This window comes from Bifidobacterium biavatii DSM 23969 (assembly GCF_000741165.1).
Lineage (GTDB): Bacteria > Actinomycetota > Actinomycetes > Actinomycetales > Bifidobacteriaceae > Bifidobacterium > Bifidobacterium biavatii.
In genome coordinates this window covers 286951-303411 of sequence record NZ_JGYN01000030.1, presented here as the reverse complement: position 1 = coordinate 303411, position 16461 = coordinate 286951, and the positions used below count along the sequence as shown (strand labels likewise).

The following is a 16461-nucleotide window of genomic DNA, read 5'->3' as shown; positions in this document are numbered from 1 at the left end:
ACGCACAAGATCAATGATTGCAACGATTGTGAAGCATCGACATCAGTCTGAACCGATACTGTTGCGATCGCTGGTCGTCGGTATGTTTAACGGAGTTACTTAACCGGTTGACAAAACCAAAAGTGCGGTGTTATATTGATACCAACAACGCAAACCCAGTAAACGCAAGGATTTGCGAAGTATTCGCCGCTAAAGTTCATTGCTGAGCGACGGCGGAAACCACAAAAGGGACTGAAGGCTTTTACCTATTCAGTTACTGAAATGGCAAAGGAGACAGGAATGAAAGCACTCAAGAAGATCGTGACCGCGGCCACCGCCGCCGTCTGCGCCATCAGCATGGCGGCCTGCGGCAGCAGCACCGGTTCCGACGGCGCCACCGACCTGACCTACGACAAGATCGAGCTCGGCACCACCGGCAAGGACATCAAGACCACCATCAACCTGTTCACCCAGCGCACCGACATGCTGCAGGACTCCTACAACGGCACCACGTGGAAGCAGTACCTCAAGGAGTTCAACAAGCTGTATCCGGGCATCACCGTCAAGGTCGAAGGCGGTACCAACTACGGCGACGCCGCGCTAACCCGCCTGCAGGGCGGCGACTGGGGCGACATGATGATGATCCCGACCGTCGACGCCTCCGAGCTGCAGAACTACTTCCTGCCCTACGGCACCGTCGACACCCTGAAGGATCAAGTGCACTACGTGTACGGCCAGCAGTACGACGGCAAGGTCTACGGCATCTCCTCCACCGGCAACGCGGTCGGCATCGTCTACAACAAGAAGGTCTTCAAGGACGCCGGCATCACCGAGAACCCGAAGACCCCGGAGGAGTTCATCAACGACCTCAAGCTCATCAAGGAGAAGACCGACGCCATCCCGCTGTACACCAACTACGCGGCCGGCTGGACCATGGGCGCCTGGGACGCCTACATCGGCGGCACTGCCACCGGCGACCCGAAGTACATGAGCCAGGAGCTGCTGCACACCCAGGATCCGTTCTCCGATCCGGGCGACGGCACCCACGCCTACAACGTCTACAAGATCCTCTACGACGCCGTGGCCGACGGCCTGATCGAGGACGACTTCTCCACCACCGACTGGGAAGGCTCCAAGTCCCAGATGAACTCCGGCAAGATCGCCACCATGGTGCTCGGCTCCTGGGCCGTTTCCCAGATCAAGTCGGTCGGCGCGAACGCTGATGACATCGCCTACATGCCGTTCCCGATCACCGTCGACGGCAAGCAGTACACCTCCTCCACCGGCGACTACGCCTACGGCATCAACAAGGACTCCTCCAAGGAGAATCAGGAAGCCTCGATGATCTTCGTCAAGTGGATGACCGAGAAGTCCAACTTCTCCACCAACGAGGGCGGCCTGCCGGTCGCCAAGAGCCTCGATGGCGAACTGCCTGACGTCTACTCCGAGTTCAAGGACGTGACTTTCGTCGAGGACGAGCCGGCCGTCGAAGGCGAAGAGGACCTCTTCAACGACCTCAACTCCGACTCCGAGCTCAACATCAACGCTGCAGGCGACGCCCGCGTCCAGTCCATCGTCGAGAACGCGGCCAACAAGACCAAGTCCTACGACGATCTGGTCAAGGAGTGGAACGAGAAGTGGAACGCCGCGCTGAAGACCGAGAACGTGGACGTCAAGTACACCACGGTCGTCAAGTAAGCCTCCGCTTGCCCAACCCATAACCCAACTTCATCTCCAACCTTCCTCCATCCCGATCGGGCAGTCGTCAGCGGCAACGCCGGGGACTGCCCGTTCCCATCTCCACACTTTCCCAACCATCGCACATCACCAACCCCGTCCGGCACACGTCAACGCACGGCATCACACGTCAGCTAACAGAGCGCGCACCGAACGCGGAAACCACACGAAGAGAGGGACCCATGGCCTCGTCAACAGCGGGAACGGCAGTCGCCGAGATTCCCGACAACATTCAGCCGAAGGACTGGCGCAAGACAGGGATCATCGTTGCGTTCTCCGCGATTCCGCTCGCCCTGCTCGTCTTCTTCACCTACCTGCCGTTCTTCAACATGGTGGGTTACAGCTTCTACAAGATGAAGTACATCGGCACCCCGAAGTGGGTCGGCCTGCAGAACTACATCGAGGTCTTCACACGCCCGGATACGCTGTCGTCCCTCAAGCTGAGCCTCTACTACATGGCCGGCGCGCTCATCCAGGTCGCCATCGCGCTCTACCTGTCCACCATGCTCGCGTTCAAGGTGCGCGGCGGCGGCTTCTTCAAGGCCGTCTACTTCTTCCCGTACCTCATCAACGGCATCGCGGTCGGCTTCATCTTCAAGTTCTTCTACACCCGCGGCTACGTGTTCGACACCGTGCTGCAATGGTGCGGCTTCCAGCTCGACTCCCTGCCCTACTGGCTCAAGGATCAGCGCATCAACAACTGGTCGCTGGTGGGAGCGTCCATCTGGCGCTACCTCGGCCAGAACGTCATCCTGTTCATCGGCGCGATCATGTCGGTCGACAAGACGCTGTACGAGGCGGCCGAAATCGACGGTGCGAACAAGTGGCAGCAGTTCAAGCACATCATCCTGCCGGGCATCCAGACGATCCTCGTGCTCAACATCATCCTGTCGATCACCGGTTCGCTCTCCGCCTTCGAAGGCCCGTACGTCATCACCACCGGTGCGAACGGCACCGCGACGTACTTCGTCCTCATGGACCAGCTCGCCCACGGCAGCCAGAAGGTCGGCCTCGCGTCCGCCATGGCCGTGGTCCTGCTCATGATCATCCTGATCTGTGCGGTCCTGCAGCAGATGTTCTTCAAGTACGTGTTCCGCGATGCCGACGACGGTGTCGCCAAGGCAAAGAAGAAGGCCGCGAAGATCGAGAAGCAGCGCCGCAAGATGGCGCTCAAGAACGCTCCGATCGTTCGCAACGGCTCCCGTAACAACAAGGAAAAGGCGGTGGCATGATGACTGACGTCGTCGCACAGGCCAAGGCGCGCAGCGCGGCCCGCAGCAACTCGTTCTGGTACAAGGCGAAGAACGGCCTGCTGGTCTTCATCAAGTACTTCTCGCTCATCTTCGTGGCGTTCTGGATGATCGTCCCGCTGGTCAGCTGCTTCGTGACCGCGGCCAAGACCACCAAGGAATACCAGAGCACCTCGGTGATGACCATGCCGAGCAACTGGTTCAACTTCGCGAACTACGTGCAGGCGTTCAAGGCGTCGAACATGGCGATCGCGTTCCGCAACTCGCTCACCGTGCTCGTGGTCGTGCTCGTCATCACCACGCTCATCGGCACCATGCTCGCCTACGTGCTCTCCCGCTTCACGTTCCCCGGCAACGCCGTCATCCGCGGCCTGTTCACCGTCGCCGCGCTGCTCCCGGGCATCGCGATGCAGGTCCCGATGTACAAGATGATGGTCCAGATGCACGCCGTCAACACGATGTGGGGCTACATCCTCATGATGTGCGGCACCGACGTCATCTCGATCTACGTGTTCATCCAGTACTTCGAGAACATCTCCACCTCGCTCGACGAGGCGGCCATCATGGACGGCGCCTCCTACTGGACGATCTACTCGCGTATCCTGCTGCCGCTGCTCAAGCCGGCCATCGTCACCTGCATGATTCTGAAGGGCGTGGGCGTGTACAACGAGTACTATGCCTCGAACCTCTACCTGCAGAAGGAAAGCCTGAAGACCGTCGCCATCGCGCTGTACTCCTTCACCGGCCCGATGGGCAGCCAGTACAACCTGATCTGCGCCGGCGTGGTCATCACGCTGCTGCCGATGCTGATCCTGTTCCTCATCTTCCAGAAGCAGATCTACAACGGCGTCGCGGCCGGCGCCGTCAAGGAATAATCCGCCGTGTATCGCCTTGGCTCCCCTCTCTGAGGGGAGCTGTCAGCGCAGCTGACTGAGGGGAGTAAGGAGTCGACGCTCCCGCTCCCCTCAAGTCGCATCATCACGTAACGTACACCATCCCACCCCAACCCGTCATCACAACAAGGACGTTCATCATGACCCACACCCCTGAAACCTTCCGCTCCCTGACCGAAGGCTGGACAGTCCGCGCGCTCAACCCGCAGGTCGCCCCGGCCGAAGTCCGCGAGGCTATCGCCGCCGGCATTCCGGCCACCGTCCCCGGCGAAGTCACCCTCGACCTGCTCAACGCAGGGCTCATCGACGAGCCGTTCGACGGCGACAACGAAAACCATCAGCAGTGGATCGGCGACGTCGACTGGCAGTTCGAGACAACGTTCGCATGGCATGCGAACGGTCGCACCCGCCACGACCTCGTCGCGTACGGACTTGACACCGTCGCCACCGTCGCGCTCAACGGACAGTTCGTCGGCTACGCGCAGAACTACCACCGCTCCTACCGCTGGGACGCGCGCGGCCAGCTGCGCGACGGCGAGAACACGCTCACCGTCACGTTCGCATCGTCCGTACGTGAATCCGACCGTCGCGAACGCGTGCTTGGCTACTATCCGCACACCGAACACCACGCGTTCAACCAGCTGCGCAAGCCGAGCTACCAGTTCGGCTGGGACTGGGGCATCGACGTGGCGAACGCCGGCATGTGGCGCGAGATCGGCATCGACTCGTGGTCCGGCGTGCGGTTCAAGGCCGTGCGCCCGCTCGTCGACGTGCGCCCCGACGGTTCCGGCGTGCTCACCACCACCGTCGAGATCGAACGCGAGGGCGAAGGCCGCGTCATGACCTCGGCCGACGCGCACGCGCAGCAGAAGCCGGTGCCGGTGAGTGTGACCGTGGCCGGGTTCGGTGCCAACGTTACTGTTTCCGGCGAGGTCGAGTACGGACGCGACACCGCGACGCTGACCGCCGTCGTGCCGGACGTGCGCCGCTGGTGGCCGCTCGGCTACGGCGAGCAGCCGCTGTACGACGTGACCGTCGCCTCTACTGCCTCCGCGGACGCCAAGTGGACTGGCCGCGTCGGCTTCCGCACCGTCCATGTCGACACGCGCGCCGACGAGATCGGCCGTCCGTTCCAGATCTACGTCAACGACGTGCCGGTGCACGCGCGCGGCTACAACTGGGTGCCGGTCGACGCGTTCCTGTCCCGCGGTGACCGCGCGTTCTATGCGGCGCGGTTCAAGGATCTCGTCGAGTCGAACTCGAACATGGTGCGCGCCTGGGGCGGCAGCATCTACGAGGCCGATGAATTCTACGACCTCGCCGACGAGCTCGGTGTGATGGTCTGGCAGGACTTCATGCTCGCCTGCGCCGCCTATCCGGAGGATGCCGACACCAAGGCCGAGATCGAGGCCGAGGCTCGCGAGCACATCACGCGACTCTCCTCTCACCCGAGCCTGACCGTGTGGAACGGCTCGAACGAGAACTACGTGGCCTACTCCGAGTGGGGTGGCTTCAAGCAGGCGCTGCGCGACGACGACAAGCCCGTGAACGAGTACGGCTACGGCGAAAAGGGCTGGGGCGACTACTACTACGCCGACCTGTTCCCGAAGCTGCTCGCCGAGCTCGACCCGACGCACGTCTACCTGCCGAGCTCGCCGATGAGCTTCACCAAGTTCGTCGACGCGAACAAGGACATCGACGGCACCATGCACATCTGGGACGTGTGGAACCGTGTCGACTACCGCAAGTACGCCGACTACACGCCGCGCTTCGCCGACGAGTTCGGCTACCAGGCGCCGCCGGCGTTCAGCACGCTCACCCGCGTCGTGCACGATGAGAAGCTCGAGCCGTTCGGCAAGCAGATGCTCGTGCACCAGAAGGCCATGGGCGGCAACATCAAGCTCGCCCGCGGCATGCGCTCGCACCTGACGCCGGGCAACATCAACGACGTGAGCTACGGCGGCGTGGTGAACGGCAAGCCGTCCGACGGCGAGCACAGCTGGCTCATCCCGACCGACGAATGGGCGTCGATCGAGGACTGGCACTGGGCATGCCAGCTGCAGCAGGCGCAGGCGATCCGCTTCGGCGTCGAGCATATGCGTTCGCTCGAGCCGGTCAACGCGGGCGCGCTGATCTGGCAGCTCAACGACGACTGGCCGGTCGTCTCGTGGGCGGCCGTCGACTACTACGGCCACCGCAAGCCCTTGTGGTACGCGTCGCGCGACTTCTTCGCGCCGCGCTTCGCCACGATCCAGCCGCGCACGAGCGAACAGTACCGCGAGGATCACAGCTGGGAGGGCGTGCCGACCGCGACCGATCATCTTGCGCTTGTCGTGGCGAACGACACGCGTGAGGCGTGGAGCGGCACGTGGACGGTGGAACGCCGCGGATTCGACGGCACGGTGCTCGCGTCGCAGTCGTTCGACGTGACGTTCGAGGCCGGCAAGCCGGGTCACGTGACGCTCGCGCTCGACGAGACGGTCGCGACGTTCGGCGATCCGACGAACGAGATCCTCGTGGCGACGCCGGTCGTGGCTTCGGCCGACGGCGTGGACGAGTTCGCGCGCGTGATCTACAACCCGGCCGACGTGATCGACCAGCAGCTCGACCGTACGCCGATCGACGCGAGCGTCGTCGCCGGTGCGGACGGCGGCTACGACTTGACCGTCACCGCCCGCGCCTATGTGCGCGACGTGTTCTGCATGGTCGACAAGGTCGACCAGGATGCGCGCATCGACGGCGGCATGGTCACGCTGCTGCCCGGCGAATCGGTGACGTGGCACGTCACGGCCGCCGCCGGACTCGACCCGGCCGCGTTCGCCGCACCGAACGTGCTGCGCAGCGCCAACGATCTCAAGCGCTGACCTTTCCGCTCTCGGCTCCCCTCTCCGAGGGGAGCTGTCAGCGAAGCTGACTGAGGGGAGCAATGCGACCGCCTTCTCGCCCCTTCAGTCAGCTTCGCTGACAGCCCTCCGTCCAGGGAGCCAAGACCGTCATATCCCATGACACACAGTCATTCCACGTCATATCGTCGGTAGAATAAATACCTGCGGCCGTCCCGCCACTGAACCGATGAAGTACGTGAAACAAGAAAGGAGAACGGAACCATGCTGAAGTCAAAGGTGACCATTTCCGACGTGGCCAAAGCGGCCGGCGTCTCCAGCAGCGCCGTCTCCTACGCATTGAACGACAAGCCCGGCGTCTCCGCGGCCACGCGAGACAAGGTGCTCAAGGTGGCCGACAAGATGGGCTGGCGACCCAACAGCGCCGCCAAATCGCTCTCCGACGCCAGCACCCGGTCCATCGGCCTCGTGCTGACCTACGACACGCAGGTGCTGTCCGTCGAGACCTACACGATGGAGCTCATTTCCGGCCTGACCGCCGAACTGGAGGCCGAGGGGTACTCACTGCTCGTCCGTTCCGCGCATAGCGCGCGTTCCGAGATGGATGTGCTCAAGGAGTGGATCGCGACCGGCGCGGTCGACGGCGTGCTGCTGCTGAACATCGAGCTCGGCGACCCGCGCGTCGAACTGTTCTCCGCGCACCCCGAGATGCCGGTGCTGCTGCTATGCGACACGTCCATGTCCGGCGGCCTGACCGCGCTGGCCGACGACGAACAAGGCTCCGCGCACCTGCTCGTCGACTACTGCCACGAGCTCGGCCACCAGCGCATCGCCCGCGTGGCCGGTCCGGAACGGTTCGGCCACACGTTCACCCGCGACAACGCCTTCATGGAGGAGACGGCCGAACTCGACCTGCAGTACAGCTGCTTCCACACCGATTATTCGCCGGAGGAAGGCCGCCGGTGCACGGAACGTCTGCTGTCGTTGCCCAAGCCGCCGACCGCGATCATCTACGACAACGACGTCATGGCCGTCGCCGCGCTGCAGACCGCCGCGAAGCTCGGCGTGAGCGTGCCCGACCAGCTGTCGATCATCTCCTGGGACGACTCGTTCCTGTGCAACGTGAGCTCTCCAAGCGTCACCGCGCTCAGCCGCAACGTCGTCCGGCGAGGCCACCAGTCCGCGCGCATGCTGCTCGACATGATCGACGGCGAGGACGTCGAATCCATGATCGACGCCCCCAGCGAACTCGTCTTCCGCGATTCCAGCGGCCCTCTCGCCGGGTAGCTTTGCGGCGGCGTCTTTGGGTGGTGTCTGGGTGACTTTGCCAGGCGGCGTCGCGTTCGCTGTCCCCGCATAACGTTCCGCTCCTCTTCTCGCGCCTCCCTCTCCCTTAACGGACAACCAGCCGATTCAGGTACCCAAATCGGCTGGTTATCCGTTAAGGAAGAAGGCATCAGTGCGTCGGATCCAGCCATCCGATCGCATAGATCGGCAGATATTCAATGCCGATGTGACCGTCGCTGGCATGAGTCGCCTCGACGTTGCCATCATGGAACACGTAGGCGTGTGCGAAATCGTAGTTGCCGGTGGCGAGTAGGTTGTTCATCGCACGGTGCCGCGTGTAATCCTTGCCGGACTTGATTTCGACGAGCGAGACGGCATCCAAGCCGTGCTGGATGACGAAATCCACTTCGCCGATCCTGCTGCGGTTGTAGTAATGCAGGCCGAATCCCTGCGCGAACAGTTCCTGCGCGGCGGCGTTCTCGAAAATCGAACCGTAGTTCATGGTTGAACGGTGATTGATGATATCGAGATCGACACTGCGCATCAACCGTGACGTGAGCAGCCCGACATCGTTGAGATACAGTTTGAACGAGCTGAGATCGTCGTGTGCGTCGAGCGGATATTCCGGGTCCTGTACTCGCGGCGTCGGCAGTGCGATCCCTGCGTTCGCAAGCCAGTCGAACGCGGTCTGCATGTGCGCGAACCGTACGTTTTCACCGAGCTTGGAGAACTTGAACCGTTTGTTTTCGGCATTGAGCTGACCGGGAATCATCTCGTAGATGGTTTTGATGTGCCGCCGTTCGACCGGACTGTCGACGTATTTGGTGATGTCGTATTCGTAGGTGTCGAAGATGGCCTGCTGCGTGTTGCGCACCGTGGTGATATCGGACGAATCGATGAAGGACTGCACGGCGTCGGGCATGCCGCCGATCAGCAGGTATTTGTACCACAGGTCAGTCAGCTTGTCATGCAGGAAGTCGGGGATGGGGCGGCGATCACGCAGGCAGTCGGCGACGGCATCCATCGCCGAATCCGGCAGGGAGCACGCGGTGCAGAACTCTCGGAAATCCAGCGGATACATGCGTACGGTCTGCAGAAAGCCGACGGGAATCGAGCGTACGTTGAACACGTCGATACCGAGCAATGATCCGGAGACGATGACGTCCAGTCCTTTGGCTCCGGACAGGAATTTCAGCCAAGTGAGCATGTCCTCGCACGCCTGGATTTCGTCAAGGAACAGCAGCGTTTCTCCTGGCGTGATCTGCACTCCGGACAGCACCGACAGCCGTAGCAGCAGGTCGTTTGTGTCGGTAGCTCTGCTGACGGTTTCCACGGCCTGCGGCGTTTCGATGAAGTTGATCTCCGCGACGCGGCGGTAGTTGTCGGCACCGAATTGTCTGATGAGCGTCGTCTTTCCTACCTGTCTCGCGCCGGTGACGAGGAGTCCTTGGCGGGTTTTCCGACGCTTCCATTCCGCGAGTTCCGCGTATGCTTTGCGTGTGATCATGAGAGCGTCCTTCAGGCGTTGAAAAATGTGGACAATTACAGAAAAACACATCAATGTATGCTTTTCTATTCCCGTTTTTACATAAGTATAGCGGTTTTGTGTTCACGTTTTTCATCTCAACGGACATGCAGCCGATTTAGGTGGGTGCATCGGCTGGTTGTCCGTTGGGGAGATTCGGGCTGTGGGCTGTAGTGCTATGCCTCCGGGGCGGCGGACTTGGCGGGGAGGGCGATGATGCCGGCGCCGAGCATGAGCCGGATGATGAGCCACGCGCTGGCGGCGGTGAGCAGCAGCCCCCAGAAGAACACGACCGGGAACAGGCCTCCCGGCACGAACGTCGCGATCACGACCGGCAGCAGGTTCAGCGCGAGCGTCTCCAGCGCGACCGCCGGATGCGCCAGCGCCACGCGGAACGACTGCGCGATCTGCGCGCCCACCGTCAGCTTCGAGCGCGACGTGACCGGGAATACGAACCCCGCGCCGGCCGCCACGATCAGCCCGATCGCGATGATCACGCCGTACGCGACGGACGCGAACTGCGTGTTGGCCTCCACCTTGGTCAGATACCACAGATCGAACGTGCCGAGCCCGAGGAACGCGGCCGCGATCAGCTCCAGCGCGAGCGAGGCGCCGAACCGCCGCGTGAACGCGCGGGCGAACCGCCGGAGCACGGGCGCGTCGTCGTCCTCGTGCAGGCCGCGCACCACCTCGTACATCGCCGCCGTCGACGCGCCGATCGTCACGACCGGCAGGCAGCACACCGCCCACGCGATGTTGACGAGCGCGAGGTCGCCGACGCGCGACATGAACGCGTTGAACGGGTTGTCCTGCTGTGCGATTCTCATGATGCCTGCCTTGCTTGTTGTGCTGTTGCCGTGCCGTTGATGGTGTGCCGCCACCGGTCGATGACGCCGCGATGGCGCGACGGCAGAGGCGCCGTCGCGGCGCGCCCGCCGCGCCTACCAGAACAGATAGTCGATGAACCGTTGCGCGTTGCCGTCGTTCTTCGTGTCGACGATGACACCGGCCAGCGCGTCCTCGTCGGCCGAGCCGAGCGCATCCCAGTCCTTCGCGCCGGCGAGCTTGAGCCCGTACTGCTCGCTCGCGCCCTTGCCCGACCCGTCGTAGTCGATGTCGGTGTCGCCGGAGTCGTCGTAGCCGCGGAACGAGGCGAACGCGTCCTTGAGCGTGGATCGCTGTTTCTCGGTGAGCGCCTTCGTGATCGGCTGGAAGTAGCCGAATCCGGCGAGCTTGGCGAAATCGGAGGCCGGGGCGACGATCATGTCGATCTCGTTGGCGGACAGCCTGGTCTGCAGTTTCGTCAGGCTGTTGTTGTCGGTCAGGTCGTATCCGGCGTCGATGGTGACGCCGCCCTCGCGCCCCTCCGGCAACTTAAGCGATTGAGCCACCTGTGCCTGCAGGCTGGTCGCGTCCTGGTCGTTGAGCGCGCCGCGCACGACGGCGACGGTGAGCTGCGGCGCGGCCACGGGCGTGAGGACCTGCACGGCCAGATAGACGACGATGACGACGGCCGCCGCAACGGCGAGCGTGCGGGCGAGCAGTTGGTCGCGGAAATACGGCCATTTGCGATCGGCGGGCAGTGCGAGCAGCGTCGCGACGCGCGACTTGCCGCGGTAGGCGATGCCGCCGGAGAGCGTGCCGATCGCGTCGGCTTGGGTTTCGGTGATGCCGACGCCACGCATGTCGCCCTGCATGTCCCGTGAGTCTTGTGCGGCGGTCTGATCCTGCGTATCGTTGGTATTCCGCCGATTCTCAGTCATGATCACACCCTTGCCGCGTTGCCGTCATGTATGTGGACGCATCCAGTATAACAAACGAACCGCGTGTTGCTTAACCGATTAAGATATGCTGGTGTCACCGTAATAGTTCTACCGGAAAACTTACGGTTCGCGGACATGGCAGACGCGAACCCGATCATCCGCGATGATCACAGGCAAAGGAGCGACGATGAAATTCACCGATGGATACTGGTGCGTCCGTCCGCACGTGCAGCGCGCGGCGAGCGAGGAGATCTACCGGATCACGACCACGGCGTCCGGCGACGGAGCCGCGGATTCCGCATTGCGCGCGCTGGTGCCAAGCGTGCGGATCGCATCGCTCGGCCACACCATGAACCTCGCCTCGTTCACCGTCACCGTGTCGTCGCCGATGGAAGGCGTCGCGCGCGTCAACATCGAACGCTGGCGCGGCGAATCCGTCGGCCGGGGCTTCCCGATCATCCCCGGCGACGGCGCGTCCGTCGGCACGGCCGCCATCGACGAGGCGACCGGCGACGGCACGTTGACCACCGGCGACCTCAAAGTCGCCATCGCCAAGGGCGCGCCGTTCTCGATGCGCTTCCTCGGCCTCGACCCGAGCGACCCGGCCGATTCGTCAGTCCCGACCGGCTCGCCGATCACCGAAACCCCGCTCACCGCCGCCATCGGCCGCGCCATCGCCCACTTCACGCTCGACCCCGACGCGCCCGTCGCCAGCGAGCCGGTCGGCGAGTTCGGCGCGAGCGAGACCGGCCGTGCCGCCGACGAGTCCGACCGGTACATGCGCGTCCAACTGCATCTCGGCGTCGGCGAGAACGTGTACGGCTTCGGCGAGCACTTCGGCCCGTTCGTCAAGAACGGCCAGACCATCGACGTATGGAACTCGGACGGCGGCACCCAAAGCGAGCAGGCCTACAAGAACGTCCCGTTCTACTTCACCAACCACGGCTATGGCGTCCTCGTCAACCACCGCGGCCACGTCTCGTTCGAGGTCGGCACCGAAAACGCGGCCGCCGTGCAGTTCTCCGTTCCCGGCGAATCGATCGAGTTCTTCGTCATCCGCGGACGCAGCCCCAAGCAGATCCTCGACCGCTACACCGCACTCACCGGCCGTCCGCCGATCGTGCCCGAATGGAGCTACGGCCTGTGGCTGTCCACGTCGTTCACCACGAACTACGACGAGGCGACCGTCTCCGAGATGGTCACCCGCATGCGCGACCTCGACATCCCGCTCAACGCTTTCCATTACGACTGCTTCTGGATGAAGCCGTTCCAGCTGTGCGACTTCACGTGGGACGAGGATCAGTTCCCGAACCCGACCGCCATGCTCAAGCGCTTCCACGACGAGTTCGGCCTGCACATCTGCGTGTGGACGAACCCGTACATCGGCCAGGAATCGGCCGTCTACGACGAGGCCGCGGCCGCTGGCTACCTGCTCAAGCGCACCGACGGCAAGGTCTGGCGCACCGACATGTGGGAGTCCGGCATGGGCATCATCGACGTGACCAACCCGGCCGCGCGCGAATGGTACAAAGGCAAGATCAAGGGACTGCTGCGGCAGGGCGTCGACGCTATCAAGACCGACTTCGGCGAACGCATCCCGTCGCGCGGCGTCGTCTGGCACGACGGCACCGACCCGGCGCTCATGCACAACTGGTTCACGCAGCTGTACAACCAGATCGTGTTCGAGGCGATCACCGAGGAACGCGGCGAAGGCGAGGCGGTGCTGTACGCGCGCTCGGCCACGGTCGGTGGCCAGATGGAGCCCGTGCACTGGGGCGGCGACTGCGAGTCCACGTTCGAGGCGATGGCGCAGAGCCTGCGCGGCGGACTGTCGCTGCTGAGCTCCGGCTTCGGCTACTGGAGCCACGACATCGGCGGCTTCGAGGACACCGTGCCCGACTCCGACGTGTACAAGCGCTGGGTGGCGTTTGGCCTGCTCAGCTCGCACTCGCGCCTGCACGGCTCGCGCCTGTACCGCGTGCCGTGGCTGTTCGACGACTGGGATCGCGAGCACGGCCGCGAGATCCCGGCCGGGCAGAGCGCGGTCGAGGTGCTGCGCGAGTTCACCAAGCTCAAGCAGCGGCTCTTGCCGTACCTCGTGCGCTGCGGCGAGGAGGCGCACGAGCACGGCACGCCGATCATGCGCCCGATGTTCATGGAGTTCCCCGACGACCCGGCCGCATGGCAGCTCGACCGGCAGTACATGTTCGGCCCCGACCTGCTCGTCGCGCCCGTGTTCTCGCGCGAGGGCGACGTGGAGTACTACCTGCCGGCGGGCAAGTGGACGAACTGGTTCACCGGCGAGACCGTGGAGCTTGCGGCCGGCGCGTGGCGGCGCGAGACGGGCGTCGGGTTCGACTACGTGCCGCTGTGGGTGCGTGGGGACGCGCGGTTCTGAGCGTGCGATCGGCGGTCGGTCGCGGTCGGCCGGTGGCCGCTGCCGACCGTCCGCCGGTGGCCGAGTGAATACCTAACCGATAAGGAGACAATGATGTTTGATCAGAGACCCCACGCCGTGCTGCGTGGCGGCGGCGTATGCGTGATACTCAAGACCCCCGCGGACGACATGCCGCAGGTGGAATACTGGGGGAGCGATATCGTCGGGTCGACGGACGACTGCGGCCGCGCGCTCGGCAACGGCAGTTGCGCCGGCTGCGCGACCGCCGGCTCGCCCGCATGCCCGCTCAACGAATCCGCGCTCGCGGCGCTCGACGCGATGACGCTCAAGGACACCCCGCCGAACAAGCCCGACGCGGCATGGCGCCCGTCGCTCATCCCGCAGGGCGCGGAAGGCTGGGCTGGCCGCGCCGGGCTCGAAGCGAACCGCGGCGGCCGTCCGGTCTACGCGCGCTGGACGCACGTCGAAACCGCCGCAGACCCGTCGTCGATCACCGTCACCGCGACCGACGACGTCAACGGGCTCAAGCTCGCCGCGACGCTGCGCATCACCGCATCCGGTCTGGTCATCGCACGGCACACGATCACCAACACGGACGATCCGTCAGCCGATCCAACCGCTGATCCGGCCGTGCATCCCATCGCGAACGCAACCGAACCGCTGTCCGTCAACTGGCTCGACGCCACCCTGCCCATGCCGAAACGCGTCGATACGCTCACCCAGTTCACCGGCCGCTGGCCGCTCGAAAAGCAGCCCGCCACCGCCGCGCTGCCCGTCGGATCGGTCACGCGCGACTGCCGCCGCGGCAAGACCGGCCACGACAGCCCGTGGATGTTCATCGCGTCCATCGGCACGCCGCGCTCGCAGTCCGGCGAGATCTGGGCATGTCACCTCGCATGGAGCGGCAACCAGACGTACCGCATCGACAACCTGCCCGCGCACGAACCGGTACTGGGCGCCGGCGAACTGCTTGGACCGGGCGAGGTGCGCCTCGCGCCCGGCGAATCGTACACCACGCCGGAAGTGTGCTTCTCCTACTCTTCGCGCGGATTGGACGGCGTCGCCGACCGGTTCCACGGCTGGCTGCGCTCGCTGCCCGGCCATGTGGACGTCACCGCCAAGCCGCGCCCGTTCACGCTCAACACGTGGGAGGCCGTGTACTTCAACCACGATGAGGCGACGCTCAAGCGTCTCGCCGACCGTGCGGCCGAAGTCGGCGTGGAACGATTCGTGCTCGACGACGGCTGGTTCCACGAGCGGCGCGACGACACGCGCGGTCTTGGTGACTGGGTGGTCGACCCGGAGGTCTGGCCGGCCGGGCTCGACGGGCTGGCCGCGCACGTACACGGGCTCGGCATGGAATTCGGCCTGTGGTTCGAGCCGGAGATGGTCAACCTCGACTCCGACCTGGCGCGCGAGCACCCGGACTGGATCCTCGCCGCGCCCGAAGCGGTGCCGTATCGCGAGGATCTGTCGTACCGTACGCAGTACGTGCTCGACCTCGCTGATCCGGACGCGTACGCGCATGTGCGCGACCAGATGGCCGCGCTCGTCGAACGGCTTGGCGTGGACTACATCAAGTGGGATCACAACCGCGAGGTCACCGAGCCGATGCACGACGGACGGTTCGGCCTGCATGAGCAGACCGAAGCCTGCTACCGACTGTTCGACGAGCTGAAGACGCGCTTCCCGGGACTCGAGATCGAAAGCTGCTCGTCCGGCGGCGCGCGCACCGACGCGGGCATCCTGCAGCACGCCGACCGCATCTGGGCGTCCGACTCCAACGATCCGCGCGACCGCGTCGATATCCAGCGCTGGACCGAACTCATCGTGCCGCCTGAGATGATCGGCGCGCACGTCGGCCCGTCGCCCGCGCACTCCACGTGGCGCGCCACTGATCTGAGCTACCGTGCGGCCATCTCGCTCACCGGCTGCTCCGGGTTCGAGTGGAACATCCTCGAATGCACGGACGCCGAGATCGCCGTGCTGAAGTCGTTCGTCGCGCTCTACAAAGAGCTGCGCGGACTGCTGCACACCGGCCGCGTGATGCACGCCGACCTCAAGGATCCATCGCTGCGGGCGCGCGGCGTGGTGAACGCCGACCGCACGCACGCCGTGTGGGTCGTCGCCACCACCGACAACATCCGCGACTGGCTGGCCGAGCGTCTGCTCGTGACCGGGCTTGACCCGGCGCGCTCGTACCGCGTGCGGATGCGCCGTGAGATCGGCGAATCGCACTGGGGGTGGGTGACGCCGCAGTGGCTCACCTCCGCGCAGGAGGACGGCGGATTCGTCGCGCCCGGACTGCTGCTCGGCACGGTCGGGCTGCAGCTGCCGAACCTGTGGCCGATGCAGGCGATCGTGCTCGAGTTCGAGGCGATCTGACGGGCGTGCTGCGCGCGTCTCGACGGTGACGCAGATGAGATATGGTCACGATGACGGATTGCTCATGAGGATTTCGTCATCGTGACCATATTCGCGGGTCACGATGACGCGCTGCCGCCGATATGATGTCATCGTGACCATCACGTTCGGTGCCGCTTTGGCGACCTTCCATCGTGACGCTTGGAATATCAACGATCTGTGACCTTCGCGGTGAGTCACGATATCGGATCAGCCGTCCCGCTGCGTCATCGTGACCATCGGACAAGTCACGATGACCGAACTTCATCGGCGTACCGTCATCGTGACCATCAACAGGCTCCGTCGAGAGTCACGATGACGGCGGTGCCCACGTACATCAGTCATCATGACCATGCGACGCCGCAATGCGCCGCCAAACCAAG

General features: G+C 64.2%; 10 protein-coding genes. 7 read left to right on the top strand and 3 right to left on the bottom strand.

Features of this window, described 5'->3' with window-relative positions:
• Positions 1 to 279: 279 nt before the first annotated feature.
• The 5 genes from BBIA_RS10680 (at position 280) to BBIA_RS10660 (ending at position 7989) form a co-directional block, all read left to right on the top strand.
• Positions 280 to 1677 carry an ABC transporter substrate-binding protein gene (locus BBIA_RS10680; protein WP_033492669.1) on the top strand — a complete coding sequence of 466 codons (1398 nt, stop codon included), beginning with the start codon at positions 280 to 282 and terminating at the stop codon, positions 1675 to 1677.
• A 221-nt stretch (positions 1678 to 1898) separates the two neighbouring features.
• On the top strand, positions 1899 to 2948 hold the full coding sequence (locus BBIA_RS10675; protein ID WP_033492667.1) for a carbohydrate ABC transporter permease: 1050 nt from the start codon (positions 1899 to 1901) through the stop codon (positions 2946 to 2948).
• Positions 2945 to 3841 carry a carbohydrate ABC transporter permease gene (locus BBIA_RS10670; protein ID WP_033492665.1) on the top strand — a complete coding sequence of 299 codons (897 nt, stop codon included), beginning with the start codon at positions 2945 to 2947 and terminating at the stop codon, positions 3839 to 3841. Before BBIA_RS10675 ends, BBIA_RS10670 begins: the two co-directional genes overlap by 4 nt.
• A 158-nt stretch (positions 3842 to 3999) precedes the next feature.
• Entirely contained in the window at positions 4000 to 6723 is a 2724-nt protein-coding gene (locus tag BBIA_RS10665; protein WP_033492663.1) for a glycoside hydrolase family 2 protein, read from the top strand.
• Between the two features lie 243 nt (positions 6724 to 6966).
• Positions 6967 to 7989, top strand: coding sequence for a LacI family DNA-binding transcriptional regulator (locus BBIA_RS10660; RefSeq protein ID WP_033492662.1), 1023 nt, complete (start codon positions 6967 to 6969; stop codon positions 7987 to 7989).
• A 169-nt stretch (positions 7990 to 8158) separates the two neighbouring features.
• On the opposite strand, the gene BBIA_RS10655 is transcribed toward BBIA_RS10660, so the two are convergent.
• From BBIA_RS10655 to BBIA_RS10645, 3 genes are all read right to left on the bottom strand, one after another.
• Positions 8159 to 9496, bottom strand: coding sequence for an ATP-binding protein (locus BBIA_RS10655; protein ID WP_033492661.1), 1338 nt, complete (start codon positions 9494 to 9496; stop codon positions 8159 to 8161).
• 194 nt (positions 9497 to 9690) lie between these two features.
• Entirely contained in the window at positions 9691 to 10341 is a 651-nt protein-coding gene (locus BBIA_RS10650) for a DUF624 domain-containing protein (RefSeq protein WP_051923990.1), read from the bottom strand.
• A 114-nt stretch (positions 10342 to 10455) separates the two neighbouring features.
• A complete protein-coding gene (locus BBIA_RS10645; RefSeq protein ID WP_051923989.1) occupies positions 10456 to 11277 on the bottom strand; it encodes a hypothetical protein in 822 nt (273 codons plus the stop codon).
• Between the two features lie 187 nt (positions 11278 to 11464).
• Here BBIA_RS10645 and yicI point away from each other — a divergent pair, with 187 nt between their 5' ends.
• Positions 11465 to 13675 (top strand): alpha-xylosidase, encoded by a 2211-nt coding sequence (yicI, locus tag BBIA_RS10640; RefSeq protein ID WP_051923988.1) that lies wholly within the window; start codon positions 11465 to 11467, stop codon positions 13673 to 13675.
• A gap of 90 nt (positions 13676 to 13765) precedes the next feature.
• Positions 13766 to 16060 carry an alpha-galactosidase gene (locus tag BBIA_RS10635; protein ID WP_238548501.1) on the top strand — a complete coding sequence of 765 codons (2295 nt, stop codon included), beginning with the start codon at positions 13766 to 13768 and terminating at the stop codon, positions 16058 to 16060.
• The last annotated feature ends 401 nt before the right edge of the window (positions 16061 to 16461 follow it).

Coding starts and splice junctions, on each gene's coding strand:
- BBIA_RS10645 (WP_051923989.1), bottom strand. CDS start 11,277: ATGACTGAGAATCGGCGGAATACCAACGATACGCAGGATCAGACCGCC.
- BBIA_RS10660 (WP_033492662.1), top strand. CDS start 6,967: ATGCTGAAGTCAAAGGTGACCATTTCCGACGTGGCCAAAGCGGCCGGC.
- BBIA_RS10680 (WP_033492669.1), top strand. CDS start 280: ATGAAAGCACTCAAGAAGATCGTGACCGCGGCCACCGCCGCCGTCTGC.
- BBIA_RS10675 (WP_033492667.1), top strand. CDS start 1,899: ATGGCCTCGTCAACAGCGGGAACGGCAGTCGCCGAGATTCCCGACAAC.
- yicI (WP_051923988.1), top strand. CDS start 11,465: ATGAAATTCACCGATGGATACTGGTGCGTCCGTCCGCACGTGCAGCGC.
- BBIA_RS10650 (WP_051923990.1), bottom strand. CDS start 10,341: ATGAGAATCGCACAGCAGGACAACCCGTTCAACGCGTTCATGTCGCGC.
- BBIA_RS10670 (WP_033492665.1), top strand. CDS start 2,945: ATGATGACTGACGTCGTCGCACAGGCCAAGGCGCGCAGCGCGGCCCGC.
- BBIA_RS10635 (WP_238548501.1), top strand. CDS start 13,766: ATGATGTTTGATCAGAGACCCCACGCCGTGCTGCGTGGCGGCGGCGTA.
- BBIA_RS10655 (WP_033492661.1), bottom strand. CDS start 9,496: ATGATCACACGCAAAGCATACGCGGAACTCGCGGAATGGAAGCGTCGG.
- BBIA_RS10665 (WP_033492663.1), top strand. CDS start 4,000: ATGACCCACACCCCTGAAACCTTCCGCTCCCTGACCGAAGGCTGGACA.